Genomic DNA, 17,260 nt, shown 5'->3' with positions numbered 1-17,260 from the left:
GCCCGTGGCACGGCGGGACCGTGCCCGCACCACCAGAACCGACGCCCCCAGGAGCAGCACCCGATGGACGCGACCATGGCAGACGCCCCGGCCCCCCTCTCCGAGGCGTTTCTCGACGCCCTGCGCGGGAAGCTGGGCGATCTCGTCGACGCTTCGGCGACGACCCGGGCGGTCTACTCGACCGACGCGTCGAACTACCGGATCGTGCCGGGGGCCGTGCTCATGCCGCGCGGCGCCGACGACGTGATCACCGCGGTCGGGATCGCACGTGAGCACCGGGTTCCGGTCACCGTCAGGGGCGGCGGGACCTCGTGCGCCGGCAACGCGGTGGGGCCGGGCCTGGTGATCGACTTCTCCCGCTCGATGAACCGCGTGCTGTCCGTCGATCCCGTCTCCTCGACGGCGGTGGTCGAACCGGGCGTCGTCCTGAGCACCCTTCAGCGGGAGGCCCTGCCGCACGGCTTGCGGTTCGGGCCCGACCCCTCGACGGCCAGCCGCTGCACGATCGGCGGGATGATCGGCAACAACGCGTGCGGCCCGCACGGCCTGTCGTACGGGCGTACGGCCGACAACGTCGTGTCGATGACCTGGCTGACGGGCGGCGGCGAGGTGATCACGGCCGGCTCGGGTCCGCAGGCGCTCGCGGCGGTGCCGGGGCTCGACGCGTTCGTCACGGAGCATCTGGCGGTGCTGCGTACCGAGTTCGGGCGGTTCGGGCGGCAGATCTCCGGCTACTCGCTGGAGCACCTGCTGCCGGAGAACGGGCGCAACCTCGCGGCGGCGCTGACCGGTACGGAGGGCAGCTGCGGCGTCCTGCTGGAAGCCACGGTGCGGCTCGTGCCGCAGGCACCGGCTCCGGCGCTCGCCGTCCTGGGCTACGCGGACATGGCGACGGCCGCGGACGACGTGCCGCACCTGCTGCCCTTCCGCCCGCTCGCGCTGGAGGGCCTGGACGCGCAGCTCGTGGACGTGGTGCGCCGGGCGCACGGCGACGCGGCCGTCCCCACGCTGCCCGAGGGCGGTGGCTGGCTCATCGCCGAGGTCGGCGGGGCGACCTCGGCGGAGGCGGTCGCATCGGCGCGGGCGCTCGTCGCGGCCTCGCACGCCGCCGACAGCGTGGTCCTGCCGGCGGGCCCCGAGGCGACCCGGCTCTGGCAGATCCGCGCCGACGGCGCCGGCCTGGCCGGACGCACCGCCGACGGCAAGCAGGCGTGGCCCGGCTGGGAGGACTCCGCCGTGCCGCCGGAACGGCTCGGCGACTACCTGCGCGGCCTCCAGGCGCTGATGGCCGAGGAGGGGCTCTCCGGCCTGGCCTACGGCCACTTCGGCGACGGGTGCGTCCACGCCCGCATCGACTTCCCGCTCGACGCCGGGGGCGCGCCGATGCGCGGCTTCCTCGAACGCGCCGCCGCCCTGGCCGCCGAGCACGGCGGTTCGCTCTCCGGTGAGCACGGCGACGGCCGCGCCCGCTCCGAGCTGCTGCCGGCGATGTACGGCCCCGAGGCGCTGCGCGCGATGGAGGCGTTCAAGGCCCTGCTGGACCCGGACGACGTCATGAACCCCGGGGTCGTCGTCCGCCCCGCGCCGCTGGACGCGGACCTCCGGCGGCCCGGGGCGCGCCGGCTGCGGGCGGCCGACGGCTTCGCCTTCGCGCACGACGGCGGGGACGTCACGGCGGCCGTGCACCGGTGTGTCGGGGTGGGCAAGTGCCGGGCGGACCTGAGCGGCCAGGGCGGCTTCATGTGCCCCTCGTACACGGCGACCCGGGACGAGAAGGACTCGACGCGGGGCCGGGCGAGGGCGCTCCAGGAGATGCTGAACGGCGGCTTCGTCACGGAGGGCTGGAGCTCGCCGGAGGTCCACGAGGCCCTGGACCTGTGCCTGAGCTGCAAGGCGTGCGCCAACGACTGCCCGACGGGGATCGACATGGCCATGTACAAGTCGGAGGCCCTGCACCAGACGTACAAGGGCCGCCGCCGCCCGCTGAGCCACTACACGCTCGGCCGGCTCCCGCAGTGGTTGCGCCTGCTCGCGCCCGTGGCCCCGCTGGTCAACCTGGCGGGGCGGGTGCCGGTGCTCCGGCGCACGATGATGAGCCTGATGGGCGCGGACCCCCGCCGCTCGCTGCCGCCGTTGCCGGCGAAGCCGTTCCGGTGGCGCGGGGCTTCCCGGACCCGGCCCGGGGCGGACGGCCCCAAGGTGCTGCTCTGGGTCGACTCCTTCTCGGACGCGCTCGCGCCGGACATCCCGCGCGACGCGGTGGAGGTGCTGACGGCGGCGGGCTGCGACGTGGAGATCGCCGCGCCGGGCGCCTGCTGCGGCCTGACCCTGATCTCGACGGGCCAGCTGACCGCCGCCCGGGCGAAGCTCCGGTCCACGGTGGACCTGCTGCTCCCCCATGTCCGGGCCGGCCGCACGGTGATCGGCATCGAGCCGAGCTGCACCGCGACGCTCCGTTCGGACCTGGTGGAACTCCTGCCGGACGACCCGGGCGCGGCGGAACTCGCGGGCGCGGTGAGCACGGTCGCCGAATTCCTCACCTCGATCGACTGGACGCCCCCGCGGGCGGCGGAACGCCTCCTCGTCCAGCCCCACTGCCACCACTACGCGGTCATGGGCTACGAGGCGGACCGCTCGCTGCTGCGTTCGATGGGCTGCGACGTCGAGGTCTCCTCGGGGTGCTGCGGCCTGGCCGGGAACTTCGGCATGGAGAAGGGCCACTACGAGGTGTCCGAGAAGATCGCCCGCGACGGCATCCTCGCCGAGGCGGCCGAAGCCCCGGACCGCCGCATCCTCGCGGACGGCTACTCCTGCCGCACCCAGGTCCGGGACCTGGCGGGCCTGGACAGCCGCCACCTGGTGCAGATCATCGCGGAGGCGTTGCGGCGCTGACCGGCCACCGGGTCAGGACAGGGGGAACCACTCCGCCAGCCGCTTGGCGACGACCGGCACGTCGAGGTGGTCCTGCGCGACGTCCTCGACGAACGGGCCGGCCACCGTGACGGGTGGCGGAGCGACGGCGGCGCCGCCGTTGAACCGCAGGAAGACGCGCATGGCGAGCCAGGCGGTGCGCTTGTTGCCGTCGATCAGCGCGTGATTCCGGGCGACGGAATGCAGCAACGCCGCCGCCTTCTCGTGCAGCGTGGGATACAGCTCCGCCCCGAACACATGCGTCCGGGGCCGCTCGATCGCGGACACCAGGAGCCCCAGGTCACGCACGCTGTGCTCGGTCCCGTTGACGGCCCGGGCGATGGCCAGCACCTCGTCGATCCGGACGTACCGCACCCCGGTCACTTCAGGTAGTCCATGATCTCCGCGTCGCTGACCATGAGCTCGGCCAGGACGTCGTCCACCTTCAGCTCGGAACGCTCCTGGGCCTCCCGGATGGCCTCGATCGCAAGCTCCTGCTTGCTACGGCCCTCTCTGCGGGCACGCTCGGTGAGCTGTGCGTCGAGGTCGTCGGGGAGCCGGAGTGTCATCGCCATACGGGGATGATACCGCCCCGGTATCATCCGGCGAGTCGTGGGAGAAGCCGGAAGGCCCGGCCACCGAAGGGGCGGGGCCCCGGTGCGTCGGGCCTCAGACGCCGGCGGCCACCCGGGCCGCCGGCGCGTCGGCGGTCGCGGAGGCGATGAGGCGCGCGCGGTAGACGCGCAGGCGCAGGGTGCACCAGATGCCGATCAGCGAGATCACCATCAGCGCGACCGCCGGCGGCCAGTACGCGCCGCCCGCGAGGGAGGACAGCCACACCGCCGTGACGGGGGCGAAGCCCGCGAAGACCAGGTTGCAGATCTGGTACGCCAGGGAGATGCCGGTGTACCGCACGTGCGGGGCGAAGCCGTCCGCGAGGATCGCCGCCATCGGCCCGTACAGCGCCGACATCACGAAGCGCATGGCGAGCATCCCCAGATAGATCAGGACGACGTTGCCGGTGCCCACGACCATGAACTGCGGTATCGAGAGCAGCACCACGCCCGCGAGTCCGCCGACGACGACCTTGTGCGCGCCGATCCGGTCGCCGAGCAGCGACAGGAACGGGGTGACGACCAGTTCCAGGAACGCGGCGAGCGTGAGGCCGTTGAGCAGCATCGACTCGGACAGGTGCTGGTCGTCGGTGCCGTACGAGAGGAGGTAGCTCGTCACGACGTAGTAGCCGCCGGTCGCGGTGGCCAGCGAGAAGACGCCCACCAGCACCGTCTTCCAGTCGTTGCGCAGGACCTCGGCGACGGGCAGCTGCGAGGCTCCCCCGCCCTTCCCCTCCCCCTTCTCCTTCTGCTCGGTGTGGATGTCCTCCATCACCGGGGAGTCCTCCAGCTTGGTCCGCACGACCAGGCCGATGACGACGAGGACCGCCGAGGCGAGGAACGGCACGCGCCAGCCCCAGCTGTCGAAGGCGGTGTCACCGAACAGGCTCATGAGGCTGAACATGCCGGTGGACAGGAGCGCGCCGACCGAGGAGCCGAGCTGGGCGAAGGAGCCGAAGAAGGTGGCCTTGCCCTTGGGGGCGTTCTCCACGGCGATCAGGACGGCGCCTCCCCACTCGCCGCCGATCGCGATGCCCTGGACGAGCCGGAGCACGATCAGCAGGATCGGGGCCAGCGGGCCGACCTGGTCGTAGGTGGGCAGCAGGCCGATGGCGAACGAGGCGATGCCCATCATCATGAGGGTGATGACCAGCGTCTTCTTACGGCCGACGCGGTCGCCGATGTGCCCGAACACGATGCCGCCGAGCGGACGCAGCAGGAAGCCGACGGCGAAGGTGGCGAAGGACGAGATGGTCTTCAGCGCCGTGGGCATGTCGTCGGGGAAGAAGACGTCGTTGAACACGATCGCCGCGGCGGTGGCGAAGGCGTAGAAGTCGTACCACTCGATGGAGGTTCCGGACAGGGCGGCGAGGGCCGTCCGGTACGGGCTCTGCGGTCGGCGGGCGGTGGTGGTGCGGTCCGGCAAGGGGACCTCCGGCAGGTGAGTGCAGACGGGGACGTTGCAGACGGGGACGCTGCGGCCAGTCGAGTTGGCGAAAAAGAGGGGGCCCGGCGGCCGGGCCACGGAAGGATCGTCCGGCCGCCGGGGAATCGGGTGCGCCCGCCGGGTCAGCGGCCGGGAGCGGCCCAGGCGCGGCTGCCGCCGACCCACGTCTCCAGGACGCGGACGCCGGTCAGCTCGTCGACGGGGACGGTCAGCGGGTCGGCGTCGAGGACGACGAAGTCGGCCAGCATGCCGGGGGCGAGCGCGCCGACCGCGTCCTCGCGGTGCAGGGCCGCCGCCGCCGCACCGGTGTGGGCGTGCAGACCGGCCTCCACGGGCAGGCGCAGCGACTCGTCGCCGAGGACGGTGCCGAGCACGGTGCGGCGGGTCGCGGCGGCGGCGACGGCCTCCAGCGGGGCGGGCGGGGCGACGGGGGCGTCGGAGGAGAAGACGACCGGGACGCCGGCCTCGGGGCAGCGGCCCGCCGGGTTGTAGCGGTGGCCCATCTCGCCGATGGCGGTGAGGGTGCCGTCGCCGGTGCGCAGGTGGTGCTGGGGCTGCATCACCGGAACGACGCCGAGTTCGCCCATGCGGTCGATCTGCTCGTCGGTGGGCAGTCCGGAGTGCTCGATGCGATGGCGCATGTCCTCGCGCGGGCGCTCCGCCTGGGCCTTCTCGATCGCGTCGAGCACCATGCCGATCGCGTACGGGGACTGCGCGTGGGTCGCCGTCTGGAGACCGGCCGCGTGGGCACGGCGGACGATCTCGGCGTACTCCTCGACGGAGTGGTAGAGCTGGCCGTGGTGGCAGCAGTCGGCGGCGTAGCCCTCGGGGAAGTAGGCCGTCCAGCCGCCGAGCGTGCCGTCGGCGTAGAACTTCACGCCCTGGATGCGGAACTGGTCGTCGCCGAAGCCGCGCACCGCGCCGAGTTCCAGGGCGGTGTCGAGGAGCGCCGAGGTCAGGTAGGCGGAGACCCGCATGCGGAGCGAGCCGTCGGCGTGGGCGCGCAGATAGGTCTCCATTTCGCGGCGCGAGACCTGGGCGTCGCCGATCGTGGTGACGCCGGCGGCGAGGAACACCTCCTGGGCGCGCAGGAGGTGGTCGGCCATGATGTCGTCGGGCTCGGAGAGGTGGAAGTTCGGGCCGTGGTTGCCGATCTTGACGCCGGCCGGTCCGGTCAGCAGGTCGCAGGCGGCGTCCCAGAGCTGGCCGTCGGGCTGCCCGTCCTCGAAGTGGCCGATGCTGCCGCCCTCGGGGGACGGCGTGGCCGCGTCGATGCGGCAGGTGCGCAGGGTGTGGGAGTTGACGACGCCGCCGTGACCGGAGGCGTTCATGACGTAGACCTCGCGGTCCTCGGCGACGCGGTCCAGGTCGTGGCAGCTGGGGTGGCGGCCCTCGGCGAGGCGGCGGTGCTCGTAGCCGAAGCCGCGGACGGGGACGCCGGCGGGCAGGTCCCGGGCCGCCTCGCGCAGCACCTCGACCATGGTGTCGATGTCCGGGACGCGCTCGGGGCGCAGGTCGACCCAGGCGAGCGCCTGGCCGTACATGACGGGGTGGCAGTGGGCGTCGACGAAGCCGGGGTGGACCAGGCCGCCGTCGAGGGACAGCTCCTCGTCGGCCCGGCCGCCGAGCGCCGCACGGGCGTCCTCGGCGGTGCCGACGTGCACCACGCGGTCGCCGCGCACGGCCAGCGCCTCGGCGCGGACCGAGGTGCCCGGTACGGCTACGGCGGCGCCGGTGACGAGGAGCGTGCGCTCGGGGGACTCGGTGGGACGGGGCATGGCAGGCTGCTTTCGACCAGAACGTACAGGGCTCGCCGACAGACGATTCGGCTCGCAGAACGATAAGGAGCGAACGCCTGATTGACCAGAGGCTCTGGCGAAGAAGTTTTGTAAAGTTGAACCGCGCCTTAAGTTACGTATCGACTGCACACCCCGTCAGGACCGCCGGTGCGGCCCTCAAACGGCGTGCGGGCGGAGGTCGTAGCGCTCCTTGACGAGCTCCAGGTGGAGCCAGCTCTCCACCTCGCGCACGGCGCCCAGGCCGCGGATCTCCTCCAGCGTGGCGCGTACGGCGTCCAAGGACTCCGCGGTGATCGTGCCGACCGCCTCCGCCCGGCCCAGGCACGTCGAGAGGAAGGCCACGCGGGCGAACCCCGCGACGGTCTCGGCGACCTCCGCCGCCCGGCCGGACACGCGCAGGCTGAATCCGCACAGGTAGCCCATGCCGAGCATGTCGGGCCGCACCAGCGCGACCACCTTCGCCACCCCGCCGTCGAGCAGTCGCAGCGTCCGCGTGCGAGTCGCCCCCGCCGACAGGCCGACCCGCCCGGCCAGCTCGGCGAACGGCAGCCTGCCGTCCTCCTCCAGCTCCGCGAGGATGCGCTCGTCCGTCCCGTCGAGCACACCGACGGTCGGCTCGTCGGTGAGCAGGTAGGGGTCCTTCACGTGCCGCGTCGCCACCAGCGGATCGACCGCGCGCACGCCGGCGAGGCCGCGGATGTGCTCGATCGTGCGCTCCAGCTCCCCGAAGCCCGCCGTGCGCAGCTCGGCCATGATGGCCCGCCGCCCGCTCGTCAGCGTCACGAAGGGCGCCTGCGGGAGCTCGGCCACCCGGCGCGCCACCTCACCGGCCGGACCGTGCGTGTCGATGGCGAGGTGCGCCGAGGCGGTGAGGGCGCGCACGGCCGGGTGCACGATCGCCACCACCCGCACGGCGCCGGACTCCTGGAGCCTCTGCACCCGCATCCGGGCGGCCGGCCGGGACAGCCCGACACGCTGGGCCAGCGTCTCGTAGGTGAGCCGTCCGTCGCCCTGCAACTCCCGCACGATCGCCAGATCGGTCTGGTCGAGCTCCACGTAGCGCCCCTCCTCGTTCAGCGGTGTCCGCCCATTCTGGGCCCGCCGGGCGGACCGTCCGGCTCCGGGCCCGCCCCGACCCGGAAACCACCCTCCTCACAATCATCCCGTCCGAGGTAGACAACCACCACAGCCGAAACGTAAGTTTCATGGCGATCAAACGATCGAATAATCGACGGAGGCTGACGTGACGCGCCCTGTAGCCGTGATCACCGACACCGGGGAGCTCGACCCCTCACCCGGCGTGGAGCTGCTCACCGGAGCGGGCTTCGAGGTCCGCGTCGCCGGCAGCACGGACCCCGGGGCGATCGCCGCCGCCGCGCACGACGCCGTGGCGCTCGTCGTCGGTTACGCCCGCGTGGACGGTGCTCTCCTCGACCGCCTGCCGCACGTACGGATGCTGGCGACCATGTCCGCCGGCTACGACATGATCGACACCGCCGAGGCCGCGCGCCGGGGTCTGTGGGTGGCCAACCTTCCCGGCTCGGCCACCGAGGACGTCGCCGTCCACGCGCTGGCCCAGATCCTGGCCCTCGCGCGGCGCCTGCCGCAGGCCGACGCCGTGGTCCGGGCCGGCGGCTGGAGCACCGACCTCACCGAAGTACCGCGGCGGCTCAGCGAGATGACGCTCGGCCTGGTCGGCCTCGGCCGGATCGCCCGGGTCCTGGCCCGCCTCGCCGCCCCGCTCTTCGGCCGGATCGTCGCCCACGACCCGCACGCCGCCGACTGGCCCGAGGGGGTCGAACGCCTCGGCCTCGACACCCTGGCCGGGACCGCCGACGTGCTCTCCCTGCACGTGCCGTCCACGCCGCGGACGCGCGGCATGGTCGACGCCGGCCTGCTCGGCCGGATGCGGCCCGGCGCCCTCCTGGTGAACGTCTCGCGCGGCGACCTCATCGACCCCGGCGCCGTCCTGGACGCCCTGGACAGCGGCCGGCTCTCCGGCGCCGCGCTGGACGTCTTCCCCGTCGAGCCGCCCGCCGCCGACGACCCGCTGCGCGGCCACCCCCGGCTGCTGGTCTCCCCGCACTTCGCCTTCCTCTCGGACGCCTCGCTGCGCGCCTACGTCACCGAGCCCGCCGAGAACGTCATCGCCTGGTGGACCACCGGGCGCCCCCGCACCCCCGTCGTGACGCCGCAGCCGGCCGCGACCGCCCCTCTCACCGACAGCACGCAAGGAGACCCCGCGTGACGGACATCCTGGACACCCCCGCCCCCGCTCAGGGCGCGGACACCGCCGCCATCGCCGCCGAGGAACTGCGGCTGCGCCGCGAACTCGCGGCGGTCTACCGCCTGGTGGCCCACTTCCGCATGACCGACCTGATCTTCACGCACATCTCGCAGCGGCTGCCGGGCCCGGACCACCACTTCCTCATCAACCCGTACGGACTCCTCTTCGAGGAGATCACCGCGTCCAACCTGGTCAAGATCGACCTGGACGGCAACGCGGTGGAGCCGAGCCCGCACCCGGTCAACCCGGCGGGCTTCGTGATCCACAGCGCGATCCACAAGGCCCGCGCCGACGCCCACGTCGTGCTGCACACGCACACCAGGGCGGGCTGCGCCGTGGCCGCGCAGAAGTCGGGCCTGCTGCCCGTGAACCAGATGTCGATGGAGTTCCACAACCGCGTCGGCTACCACGACTACGAGGGCGTCGCCCTCAACCTCGCCGAACAGGAGCGCCTGGTCGCCGACCTCGGCACCCACCCGGCGCTCATCCTGCGCAACCACGGCCTGCTGACCGTCGGCGAGAGCGCCAAGCAGGCGTTCCTGCGCATGTTCTACCTGGAGAAGGCCTGCGAGATCCAGGTCACCGCCCAGGCCGGCGGCGCCGAACTCGTGCTGCCCTCGGACCAGGTGGCCGAATACACCGCCCAGCAGCTCACCGGCGAGGGCGAGGCCTCCTCCGACTTCGAGGACCACGACGCCTACGACCTGGCCTGGGCGGCGCTGCTGCGGCTGGTGGAGCGCATCGCGCCGGACTACAAGGACTGAACGCCACGGGGCCCGGCTCTTGCGCGGGGGCGTCGGGGCTGGCCACACTGGCCCGCCCGGACGCCTCCCCCCGAAGACCTGGAGCCCCGTTGGACACGTCACCGGATAACCCCGCGGCCGGCCTCCCCCACCGCATGGACCCGGCGGGCGGCTGCCCGCACGCGGCCAACGCCCGGCTGCTGGAGGGGGGTTCGGTCGTCCCCGTGGTCCTTCCCGGCGAGGTGGGCGGGATGGCGGTCCTGGGCCACGACGCGCTGAGGGAATTCCTCGCGCACCCCGACGTCGCCAAGGACGCACGGCACTTCGCGGCGCTCCGGGCCGGGGAGATCGCCGACGGCTGGCCGCTGAGGACGTTCGCCACGGTCCGGGGCATGACGACCGCGGACGGCGCCGACCACCGGCGGCTGCGGTCGCTGATGGGCAAGGCGTTCACGGCGGGCCGGGTGGAGCGACTGCGTCCGTACGTGGAGGAGCTGGCGGCCCGCCTGCTGGACGGCCTGGAGCCGGCCGCCACCGAGGACGGCACCGTCGATCTGCGCGCCCACTTCGCGCTGCCGCTGCCGATGGGCGTCATCTGCGAGCTGCTGGGCGTGGACCAGACCCACCACGACCGGCTCCACCACCTCTCCAACCAGCTCGTGGCCACGGACATCGGACCGGCCGAGGCGGTGGCGGCCAACCGGGAGATGGTGGAGATCCTGAGCACGGTCGCGGCGGCCCGGGCGGCCGACCCCGGCGACGACCTCACCAGCGCGATGATCGCCGCCCGCGAGGAGGACGGCGACCGGTTCACCCCGCAGGAGCTGATCGGCACCCTGCTGCTGACCATCGTCGCGGGCCACGAGACGACGCTGAATCTGATCACCAACGCCGTACGAGCCCTGTGCGCCCACCGGGACCAGCTCGGCCTGGTCCTCTCCGGCGAGGCCACCTGGGCGGACGTGGTGGAGGAGACCCTGCGCTGGGACAGCCCGGTCAGCTACTTCCCGTTCCGCTACCCGACCCGCGATCTGACCCTGGACGGCACGGTGATCCCCCGGGGCACCCCGGTCCTCGCGGGCTATTCCGCCGCCGGCCGCGACACCCGGGCCCACGGCCCGGACGCGGCCCGCTTCGACCTCACCCGCACCGGCCCCCGCCACCTCTCCCTGGGCCACGGCGCCCACTACTGCCTGGGCGCGCCCTTGGCCCGCCTGGAGGCCACCACGGCCCTGGACCAGCTCTTCACCCGCTTCCCGGCCCTGGACCTCGCGGTCCCGGAGGCGGAACTCCCGCGCCACCGCTCGTTCGTGGGGAACAGTGTGCGGAAGCTACCGGTGCGGCTGCGGGGGTGAGGGGGCGCCGAGCCGGGAGTCCTCGGCTCAGGCGCCTACCGTTCCGTCCTTCACGGCGGAAACGAAGGACGACCACTCGGCCGCCGCGAAGGTGAGGGCGGGGCCGTGCGGGTTCTTGCTGTCCCGGACGGGGACGAATGCGGTGAAGTCGTCGGACACCTCGACGCACGCACCACCGTCGGGATTGCTGTGGCTGCTCTTCCGCCAAGTGGTGGCACTCAGATCGATGGGTCGCACGACATTTCCTCCAGGATGCGCAAGATGAACTTCCGCGACTCAGGCGGGGAGAGGGCCAGGTCACGCACCACATCGTAGGCACGCTGCAAACGCTCGACCTTAGCGCTGTCCTCGATGAGGTCACCCCAGTAGGCGTTCTCCGTGTACGCGATCGGGCGGCCTCCCGGCAATCGGAGGAACCAGACGTCGGTGCTGACCAGCCCATGCACGCCCGCACTCTGCGGCAGCACCTGGACGGTCACGTCGCCCCGCTCCCCCGCCTGGGCAAGGCGCTCCAACTGCCGCTGCCACTCCGTCGCGTCCCGTAGCGGCGTCCGGAGTGCAGCCTCCGACAGGATCGTGCGGAAGGGCGGTGGGTCATCCGCCGTCAGCAGCTCCTGCCGCCCCATCCTCGCCTCGACCTGCTGGTCCAGTTCGGCACCCTTGTATCCACCGGCCGTCAGCAACTCTCGCGCGTACCCAGGAGTCTGCAGCAGACCGGGCACAGTGCTCACCGAAAAATGCCACAGGCTCGTCGCCTCCGCCTCCAAGGCCATGTACCGGCGGTACCGCTCCTTGAACTGGGTCTGGTCGCTGATGGCCAGCTCCCACAGCGCCAGCAGCAGCCCCGGCGTGCCGTAGTACTGGTCGAGCGCTTCCACGACCTCGGGGCCGCCGACCGTCTCGCCCTTCTCCATCTTGCCGAACAACGACCAGTCCCAGCCCAGCCGTTCGCCGAGCTGGCGCAGGCTGTCGCCGCGCGCGGCGCGCAAGGACCGCAACTCTTCCGCGAACCTCGCACGAGGTTCCCTGCTGCGGCCTGTGACCGCCCGCCTGACCGGCATCTCGCCCTCCGTGGAACGTGTGGAACGTGGGGGACCCGCTGGAGAAACACGGTCCGGCCGTGGTGTGTCACGTCTCCGGCCGGGTCATTCTCGTAACGCTCCCCTCACGCACCGTAGTACCGGGCGTGGGGGCGGACTGAGGAATCCACGAAAGAACAACCGAAGGAAGAGACCCGCCATGACCTCGCCGTCGCAGAAGCCGTCCCTCCCCCGCCGGTCGCCCAAGATCCAGGAGGCGCTGGCGGCGCGCGACGATCTCGCCGCCGCTCTGACCGCCGCCGGCATCCAGCTGCCCGCGATGGACGTACGCACCCCGTGGCCGGACGCGGAGAACGAGGGCCGTGTCCGGCCGGCCGAGTACGCCCTGGTCAACCTCGGCATCTGCTCCGCCCCCGTGGCACACGCCCTCGCCGAGGCGATCAGGAACGGAACGACCAGGTGACCGACGCCGGTGTCCCTCGCGTGGGGACGGCCGTGTACGACTCCGGGAGCGGCCGGGTGGGCCTGGTGACGGGCCGTGAAGGTGCCCGCCTCCAGCTCCGCCCGCTCGGCGGTGGCCGCGCGTGGGACGCGGACCCGGCCCGTCTGCGGACGCTCGGCCCGGCCGAGTCGCTGAGCGCCCGCGTGGCCGACGCCAACGCCCGTAGCCGTAACGGTCTCGGCGTCAGCGGCGTGCGGGGCTCGCCGCCTGCCGGCGCGGCCGGCGAAGACGCCCGGTGAGACCGGGGAGCACCACCCGGCCGTGCGGGCCGCGTTCGAGGGGGCGGCGGCCCGGGCCCCGCTCGGCGGACGCGGCCCGCCGGACGGGGCCCTCACGCACCGATGCGTCCGGCCCCGTGGGGAGCCGGACGCATCAGCCTCTCCCGGACCCTAGCGGCCCTGCAGGGACTTGACGTTGTCGCCGAAGGACCAGCCCTTCGAGCCGTCCCAGTTGAGGGACCACGTCATGAGGCCCTTGAGCGAGCCGTTGAACGTGTTCCACGCCTGGCCGACCTGGCTGGGCGCCATGTAGCCGCCGCCCGCGCCGGGCTGGGCCGGAAGACCGGGCACCTGCTTGTCGTACGGCACCTTGATCGTGGTGCCCTGGATGGTCAGGCCGTTGTTGAGGCAGGTGGTCTGAGCGGCGAAGCCCTCCACGGTGCCGGCGGAGTACGAGTCACCGGAGCAGCCGTACATGCTGCCGTTGTAGTACTGCATGTTGAGCCACCACAGCCGGCCGTTGTCGACGTACTTCTTGATGATCGGCAGGTACGCGCCCCAGATGGACCCGTAGGTGACGCTGCCGCCGGTGACGTACGCGGTCTCGGGCGCCATGGTCAGGCCGAAGCCCGCCGGCATCTTGGCCAGCACGCCGTCGATGATGCGGATCAGGTTGGACTGGGAGGCGGACAGCGTGTTGATGTTCCCGCTCCCGGACAGACCGGTCTCGATGTCGATGTCGATCCCGTCGAAGTTGTACTTCTTGAGGATCGGGACGACCGTCTCCACGAAGCGGTCGGCGACCTTGCTCGACGACAGGTCGATGCCCGCGGCGGCGCCGCCGATGGACATCAGGAGCGTGGCGCCGTTCGCCTTGGCCTGGCACATCTCCGCCGGCGTCGAGACCTTCACGCCCACGTCCATGCCGTCCTCCCACAGGACGGTCCCGTCCGAGAGGATCACCGGGAAGGCGGCGTTGATGACGTTGTAGCCGTGCTGGGCGATCCGGCTGTCGGTGATGGGGACCCAGCCCATGCCGGGGTGCACGCCGTTCGAGGCGCCGTCCCAGTTCTCCCAGTACCCCTGGAGCACCTTGCCGGCCGGCTTCGGCTTTGTGGCACAGGTGGCGTCACCCGGGGGGTCGGTGGGCGGCGGAGTCGTCGGCGGGTCGGTGGGCGGGGGCGTGGTGGGCGGGTCGGTGGGCGGGGGCGTGGTCGGCGGGGGCGTCGTGCCACCGGGGCCGGTGAGCGACACGTCGTCCGCGAAGTAGGCGGGCGTCCCGTACCAGCCGTGCAGGTAGACCGTCACCGAGGTGGTGTTCGCACCGGTGGTGAAGTCGACGCTCAGCTTGCTGTACGACGGGGAACTGGGCGTCCAGGTCCGCGGTTCGGTGGCCGCACCGGTGCCGTCGGCGCCGAGGTACACGTAACTGCCCTGGACGAAGGCGCTCAACGTGTACGTCGAGTTCGGCCGCACGCTGACCGTCTGGCTGCACTGGGCGTTGCCCAGGCCGGACGGCGTGGCCTTCAGCGCGGACGCGCCGGAGTGCGCAGGGCTGCTGGTGACCTGGCCGGAACCATCGGTGCAGGACCAGCCGGAAAGGCCGCTCTCGAAACCGGAGTTGGTCACCAGGTTGGCGGCGTCGGCGGCGCCGGCCGAACCGGAACCGACCAGCGCGACGCAGGCACCGACGAGGGCGGCGGCGCTCACCCCGGCGACCGTCCGGGTCAGGACGGCGGCCGAGCGCCCGTCATCTGCCTCCGGCAGCGTACGAATCCTCCGACGGAACATGCTGTGCTCCATTCTGGCGACGTGCCACGGGCGTGAGCGTGCGGGAGGGGCGGGGACGCGCGGCCCCGATGAAGAGGAGGCACGCAGTCCGGCGATCGACGGGATCGTAGAAGGGGGCCAAGGGCCCGTCAATAGGTCTGGACCAAAGGTGCCCGGCGCACCGGACCCCCGCTTGACGGAACTTGACAGCCCCGGCAAGGCCCGGCGAACCGCTTGCCCGGAAGACGGTCACAGGCGGCGCGGCCGACACATTTTCTTCACGGGTCGATGCAACCTTTTCCACACCCGGAGAGTCCGCGTCTACATGTACGCGCAGCCCCCGCCCACCCATTTCTCAGCCACCCCGGCACCTGCCAGTTGACCGCCGGTTGACACCGTCAACAGATCGAATTCTCACCGGTTCCCCCACTTCGTGTACAGTGACCTGCCTCACCGACCGCTCTGGCACGATGGGCGGGCGGCAGGAAGACCAGCAGGTGAACGCGGGCAGAGGGCAGAGGAGCGGCAGTGAGCCACGAGCTCGTCGACGGCAGATTCCGCATCGTGCGTGTCATCGGCAGGGGCAACATGGGGGAGGTCCATCAGGCCGAGGACCTGCGGGCCCCCGAGGGCGCGCCCGAGCGCAAGGTCGCCGTGAAGACGATCCTCCGCCGCCACACCGGAGGCCGGATCGACTTCCAGTCGGAGTCGGGCGGTCTGAAGAACAACGAGATCAACAAGTTCGGCGAATACCGCACCAAGCGCCTCGTGCTCACCGAGTACGCCCGCATGGCCACGGCCGGCCTGGACCTGGAGAAGCCCCTCGTGGACGGCGAGACCTACACCTCGTCCCTCACACCGCCTCCCGGTCGCGGCCCCCGCCACGAAGGAGCCGGACGGTGACGAACCTTCCGCCGGGCGGCGGGACGCGGGCCGAGGCGGTCGCGCGGGAGCGCGAGCGGCTGAGGGTGCTCAGGGAGCGCCGGGCCGCCCAGAGCGCGGACGCGGGGGTCGACGGGTTCACCGTACGCAGGTGGCGCAAGGCAGGGGTGTTCGGCGCCCCGGCGGTACTGCGGGCGCACGCCCTGCTCCGGGAACTCCTTCCGCTCGCCGAGGACGCCACGCACGATGCCCTGGCCGCCGCCCTGCGCGACGAACCTGACAGCCGGCTGCTGCCCGCCGTGCGGTCCGTCCTCGAACGGGCCCCTGAGGCCACGGTCGCCGCGACGCTCACCGCTGCCCACGCGGGCGGCTTCCTGTGGCTGTCCGAGACCGGGGAGCAGAGGCTCACCGCCCTGGCAGCGGGCGGCGACGCGCTCGCCGCCTCCGGGAGCGAGGACCCCTACGGGGCCGTCGCCCTCCTCGGGGCGTTCGCGGCGGACGCGATACCCGCCTTCCCGCCTCGGCTGCTGCCGCGCGTGCTTCCCTGGATACCGCTGAGCGTTCTCGACGACCTCATCGACGCCGGGGCGGTCGGCCCCGAGCACCAGCCGTGGCAGTGCCGGGCCGAGGAGGCGGAGCACGCGTATCTCAAGGCCCGGCTCGTACCCGAGCAGGTGACCGCCGAGCAGGCGACCGCACTGGAATGGACGGCGTGGCAGCGGCGGAGCGCCTTCCTCGCCGGGGGCGAGCCGCTGCCCTCGGCCGGAGACGTGTACGACCTCCTGGAGCGCGTCGCCGACGGCGACACCTCGGTGGTGAAGGAACTCGAGAGGGAGCTGCCCCGCGATCTGGTGCTCCGGCTGCGCCGGCTCCTGGACGGGGTGGACGTCGGCAACTGGGACCAGGACATCTGGGAGGACCGGGGGTTGTGGCGGCTCATCTTCTCCCTGTGGGAACCCAAGGCGGCCGTCAACCCCTCTCGGTCGCCGCTGCACGCGCTCATGGCCCTGCGCCAGGCCTACGACCTGCTGTGCATGAACGACCTCGGCCGTGCGTCGTCCCAGATCGACAAGCTGAAATCGTTCAAGACGGCCGCCCCGGACTACCGGGCCGAGGCGCTCAACTTCCACGCGTACACGCTGCTGCTCCGGGAGGAGCTGGGCGCGGCGACCGCCGCGCTGGAGGAGATCAGCGGACCGCGCCAACCGGTCGACTCCAACCTCCGCCTGTTGAAGCATCGGCAGGAGCTCTCCCGTAACGAAAGACCGGCGGCGTCCAACCCCTACCTGGACCTCGGGCTTCCGCACGGCGCACGGAGCTGGGAGGCCCGGTACCGGGACCTCCGTCGGGAACACCTCCAGGACGTGGACATGGGCGCGCGGCTCAACAGCGCGATGAAACGCATCCGGGACGCCGAGCGCGACGAGGACTGGTCCGGCTTCTTCGTGCTCCCGCTCGACCCGGACGTGTTCGAGCTTCCGGACGCGGTGCCGGTCACCCTGGTCCCGCCCCTGGCCCCGTTGCCCAGGCGAACGCCACCCCGCTCCCCCGAAGGCCTCGGGCTCGTACGGCAGCGGGCGGTGGCGGATCTGCTGCCCCACCTGCTCAACGCGCCCCGGCGCCCCGACCGCAACTCAAGGATGCACACACAGTGAACAAGGTGCCCCGCAGCCGACGGGTCCAGAAGGCCGCC

Annotated in this window: 15 protein-coding genes and 2 pseudogenes; 8 read left to right on the top strand and 9 right to left on the bottom strand. The window is 72.4% G+C overall.

Translation table 11 applies throughout. The features are described 5' to 3' along the window. Positions 1-63: 63 nt before the first annotated feature. The gene (locus FKN01_RS08055) at positions 64-2,892 is read left to right on the top strand and encodes an FAD-binding and (Fe-S)-binding domain-containing protein (protein WP_143617902.1); all 2,829 of its coding nucleotides are present in this window, start codon (positions 64-66) and stop codon (positions 2,890-2,892) included. A gap of 12 nt (positions 2,893-2,904) precedes the next feature. Here the strand turns inward: FKN01_RS08055 and FKN01_RS08050 are convergent, their stop codons facing one another. The 5 genes from FKN01_RS08050 to FKN01_RS08030 form a co-directional block, all read right to left on the bottom strand. After that, the gene (locus FKN01_RS08050; protein WP_143617900.1) at positions 2,905-3,294 is read right to left on the bottom strand and encodes a type II toxin-antitoxin system death-on-curing family toxin; all 390 of its coding nucleotides are present in this window, start codon (positions 3,292-3,294) and stop codon (positions 2,905-2,907) included. Further along, on the bottom strand, positions 3,291-3,485 hold the full coding sequence (locus tag FKN01_RS08045; protein ID WP_143617898.1) for a CopG family transcriptional regulator: 195 nt from the start codon (positions 3,483-3,485) through the stop codon (positions 3,291-3,293). Before FKN01_RS08045 ends, FKN01_RS08050 begins: the two co-directional genes overlap by 4 nt. A 94-nt stretch (positions 3,486-3,579) precedes the next feature. Continuing rightward, positions 3,580-4,950, bottom strand: a complete 1,371-nt coding sequence (locus tag FKN01_RS08040) for an MFS transporter (RefSeq protein ID WP_143617896.1) — start codon at positions 4,948-4,950, stop codon at positions 3,580-3,582. A gap of 143 nt (positions 4,951-5,093) precedes the next feature. Continuing rightward, the gene (locus FKN01_RS08035; RefSeq protein WP_143617893.1) at positions 5,094-6,749 is read right to left on the bottom strand and encodes an amidohydrolase; all 1,656 of its coding nucleotides are present in this window, start codon (positions 6,747-6,749) and stop codon (positions 5,094-5,096) included. Positions 6,750-6,926: 177 nt separating this feature from the next. Next, a complete protein-coding gene (locus FKN01_RS08030; RefSeq protein WP_143617891.1) occupies positions 6,927-7,826 on the bottom strand; it encodes an Lrp/AsnC family transcriptional regulator in 900 nt (299 codons plus the stop codon). Between the two features lie 187 nt (positions 7,827-8,013). Here FKN01_RS08030 and FKN01_RS08025 point away from each other — a divergent pair, with 187 nt between their 5' ends. The 3 genes from FKN01_RS08025 (at position 8,014) to FKN01_RS08015 (ending at position 11,155) form a co-directional block, all read left to right on the top strand. Beyond that, positions 8,014-9,018 (top strand): C-terminal binding protein, encoded by a 1,005-nt coding sequence (locus FKN01_RS08025; RefSeq protein ID WP_143617888.1) that lies wholly within the window; start codon positions 8,014-8,016, stop codon positions 9,016-9,018. Continuing rightward, on the top strand, positions 9,015-9,821 hold the full coding sequence (locus FKN01_RS08020; RefSeq protein WP_398931442.1) for a class II aldolase/adducin family protein: 807 nt from the start codon (positions 9,015-9,017) through the stop codon (positions 9,819-9,821). The genes FKN01_RS08025 and FKN01_RS08020 overlap by 4 nt, the downstream gene beginning before the upstream one ends. A gap of 134 nt (positions 9,822-9,955) precedes the next feature. Continuing rightward, on the top strand, positions 9,956-11,155 hold the full coding sequence (locus FKN01_RS08015) for a cytochrome P450 (protein WP_143618014.1): 1,200 nt from the start codon (positions 9,956-9,958) through the stop codon (positions 11,153-11,155). A gap of 27 nt (positions 11,156-11,182) precedes the next feature. Here the strand turns inward: FKN01_RS08015 and FKN01_RS08010 are convergent, their stop codons facing one another. Together FKN01_RS08010 and FKN01_RS08005 are read right to left on the bottom strand one after the other, a co-directional pair. Beyond that, positions 11,183-11,392, bottom strand: a complete 210-nt coding sequence (locus tag FKN01_RS08010) for a DUF397 domain-containing protein (protein ID WP_143617886.1) — start codon at positions 11,390-11,392, stop codon at positions 11,183-11,185. Next, positions 11,374-12,216, bottom strand: coding sequence for a helix-turn-helix transcriptional regulator (locus FKN01_RS08005; RefSeq protein WP_143617884.1), 843 nt, complete (start codon positions 12,214-12,216; stop codon positions 11,374-11,376). Before FKN01_RS08005 ends, FKN01_RS08010 begins: the two co-directional genes overlap by 19 nt. A 178-nt stretch (positions 12,217-12,394) precedes the next feature. Here FKN01_RS08005 and FKN01_RS08000 point away from each other — a divergent pair, with 178 nt between their 5' ends. Beyond that, complete coding sequence (locus tag FKN01_RS08000; protein ID WP_143617882.1) at positions 12,395-12,658, top strand: hypothetical protein; 264 nt, start codon at positions 12,395-12,397, stop codon at positions 12,656-12,658. Further along, the gene (locus FKN01_RS07995; protein ID WP_143617880.1) at positions 12,655-12,936 is read left to right on the top strand and encodes a hypothetical protein; all 282 of its coding nucleotides are present in this window, start codon (positions 12,655-12,657) and stop codon (positions 12,934-12,936) included. Before FKN01_RS08000 ends, FKN01_RS07995 begins: the two co-directional genes overlap by 4 nt. Before the next feature lie 150 nt (positions 12,937-13,086). Here FKN01_RS07995 and FKN01_RS33025 read toward each other — a convergent pair whose 3' ends face one another. Beyond that, entirely contained in the window at positions 13,087-14,007 is a 921-nt protein-coding gene (locus FKN01_RS33025; protein ID WP_260696816.1) for a chitinase, read from the bottom strand. A gap of 204 nt (positions 14,008-14,211) precedes the next feature. Then, positions 14,212-14,706 (bottom strand): annotated as a pseudogene (locus FKN01_RS33020) (carbohydrate binding domain-containing protein); the annotation flags it as partial. 675 nt (positions 14,707-15,381) lie between these two features. Here FKN01_RS33020 and FKN01_RS33690 point away from each other — a divergent pair. Together FKN01_RS33690 and FKN01_RS07980 are read left to right on the top strand one after the other, a co-directional pair. After that, positions 15,382-15,588 (top strand): annotated as a pseudogene (locus FKN01_RS33690) (hypothetical protein); the annotation flags it as partial. Next, positions 15,585-17,222 carry a hypothetical protein gene (locus FKN01_RS07980; RefSeq protein WP_143617874.1) on the top strand — a complete coding sequence of 546 codons (1,638 nt, stop codon included), beginning with the start codon at positions 15,585-15,587 and terminating at the stop codon, positions 17,220-17,222. The pseudogene FKN01_RS33690 and the gene FKN01_RS07980, both read left to right, overlap by 4 nt. Positions 17,223-17,260: the final 38 nt, after the last annotated feature.

Origin of the sequence: Streptomyces sp. 130 (assembly GCF_007096885.1) — a bacterium.
Taxonomy (GTDB): domain Bacteria; phylum Actinomycetota; class Actinomycetes; order Streptomycetales; family Streptomycetaceae; genus Streptomyces.
This window is presented reverse-complemented; position numbering and strand designations above follow the sequence as displayed.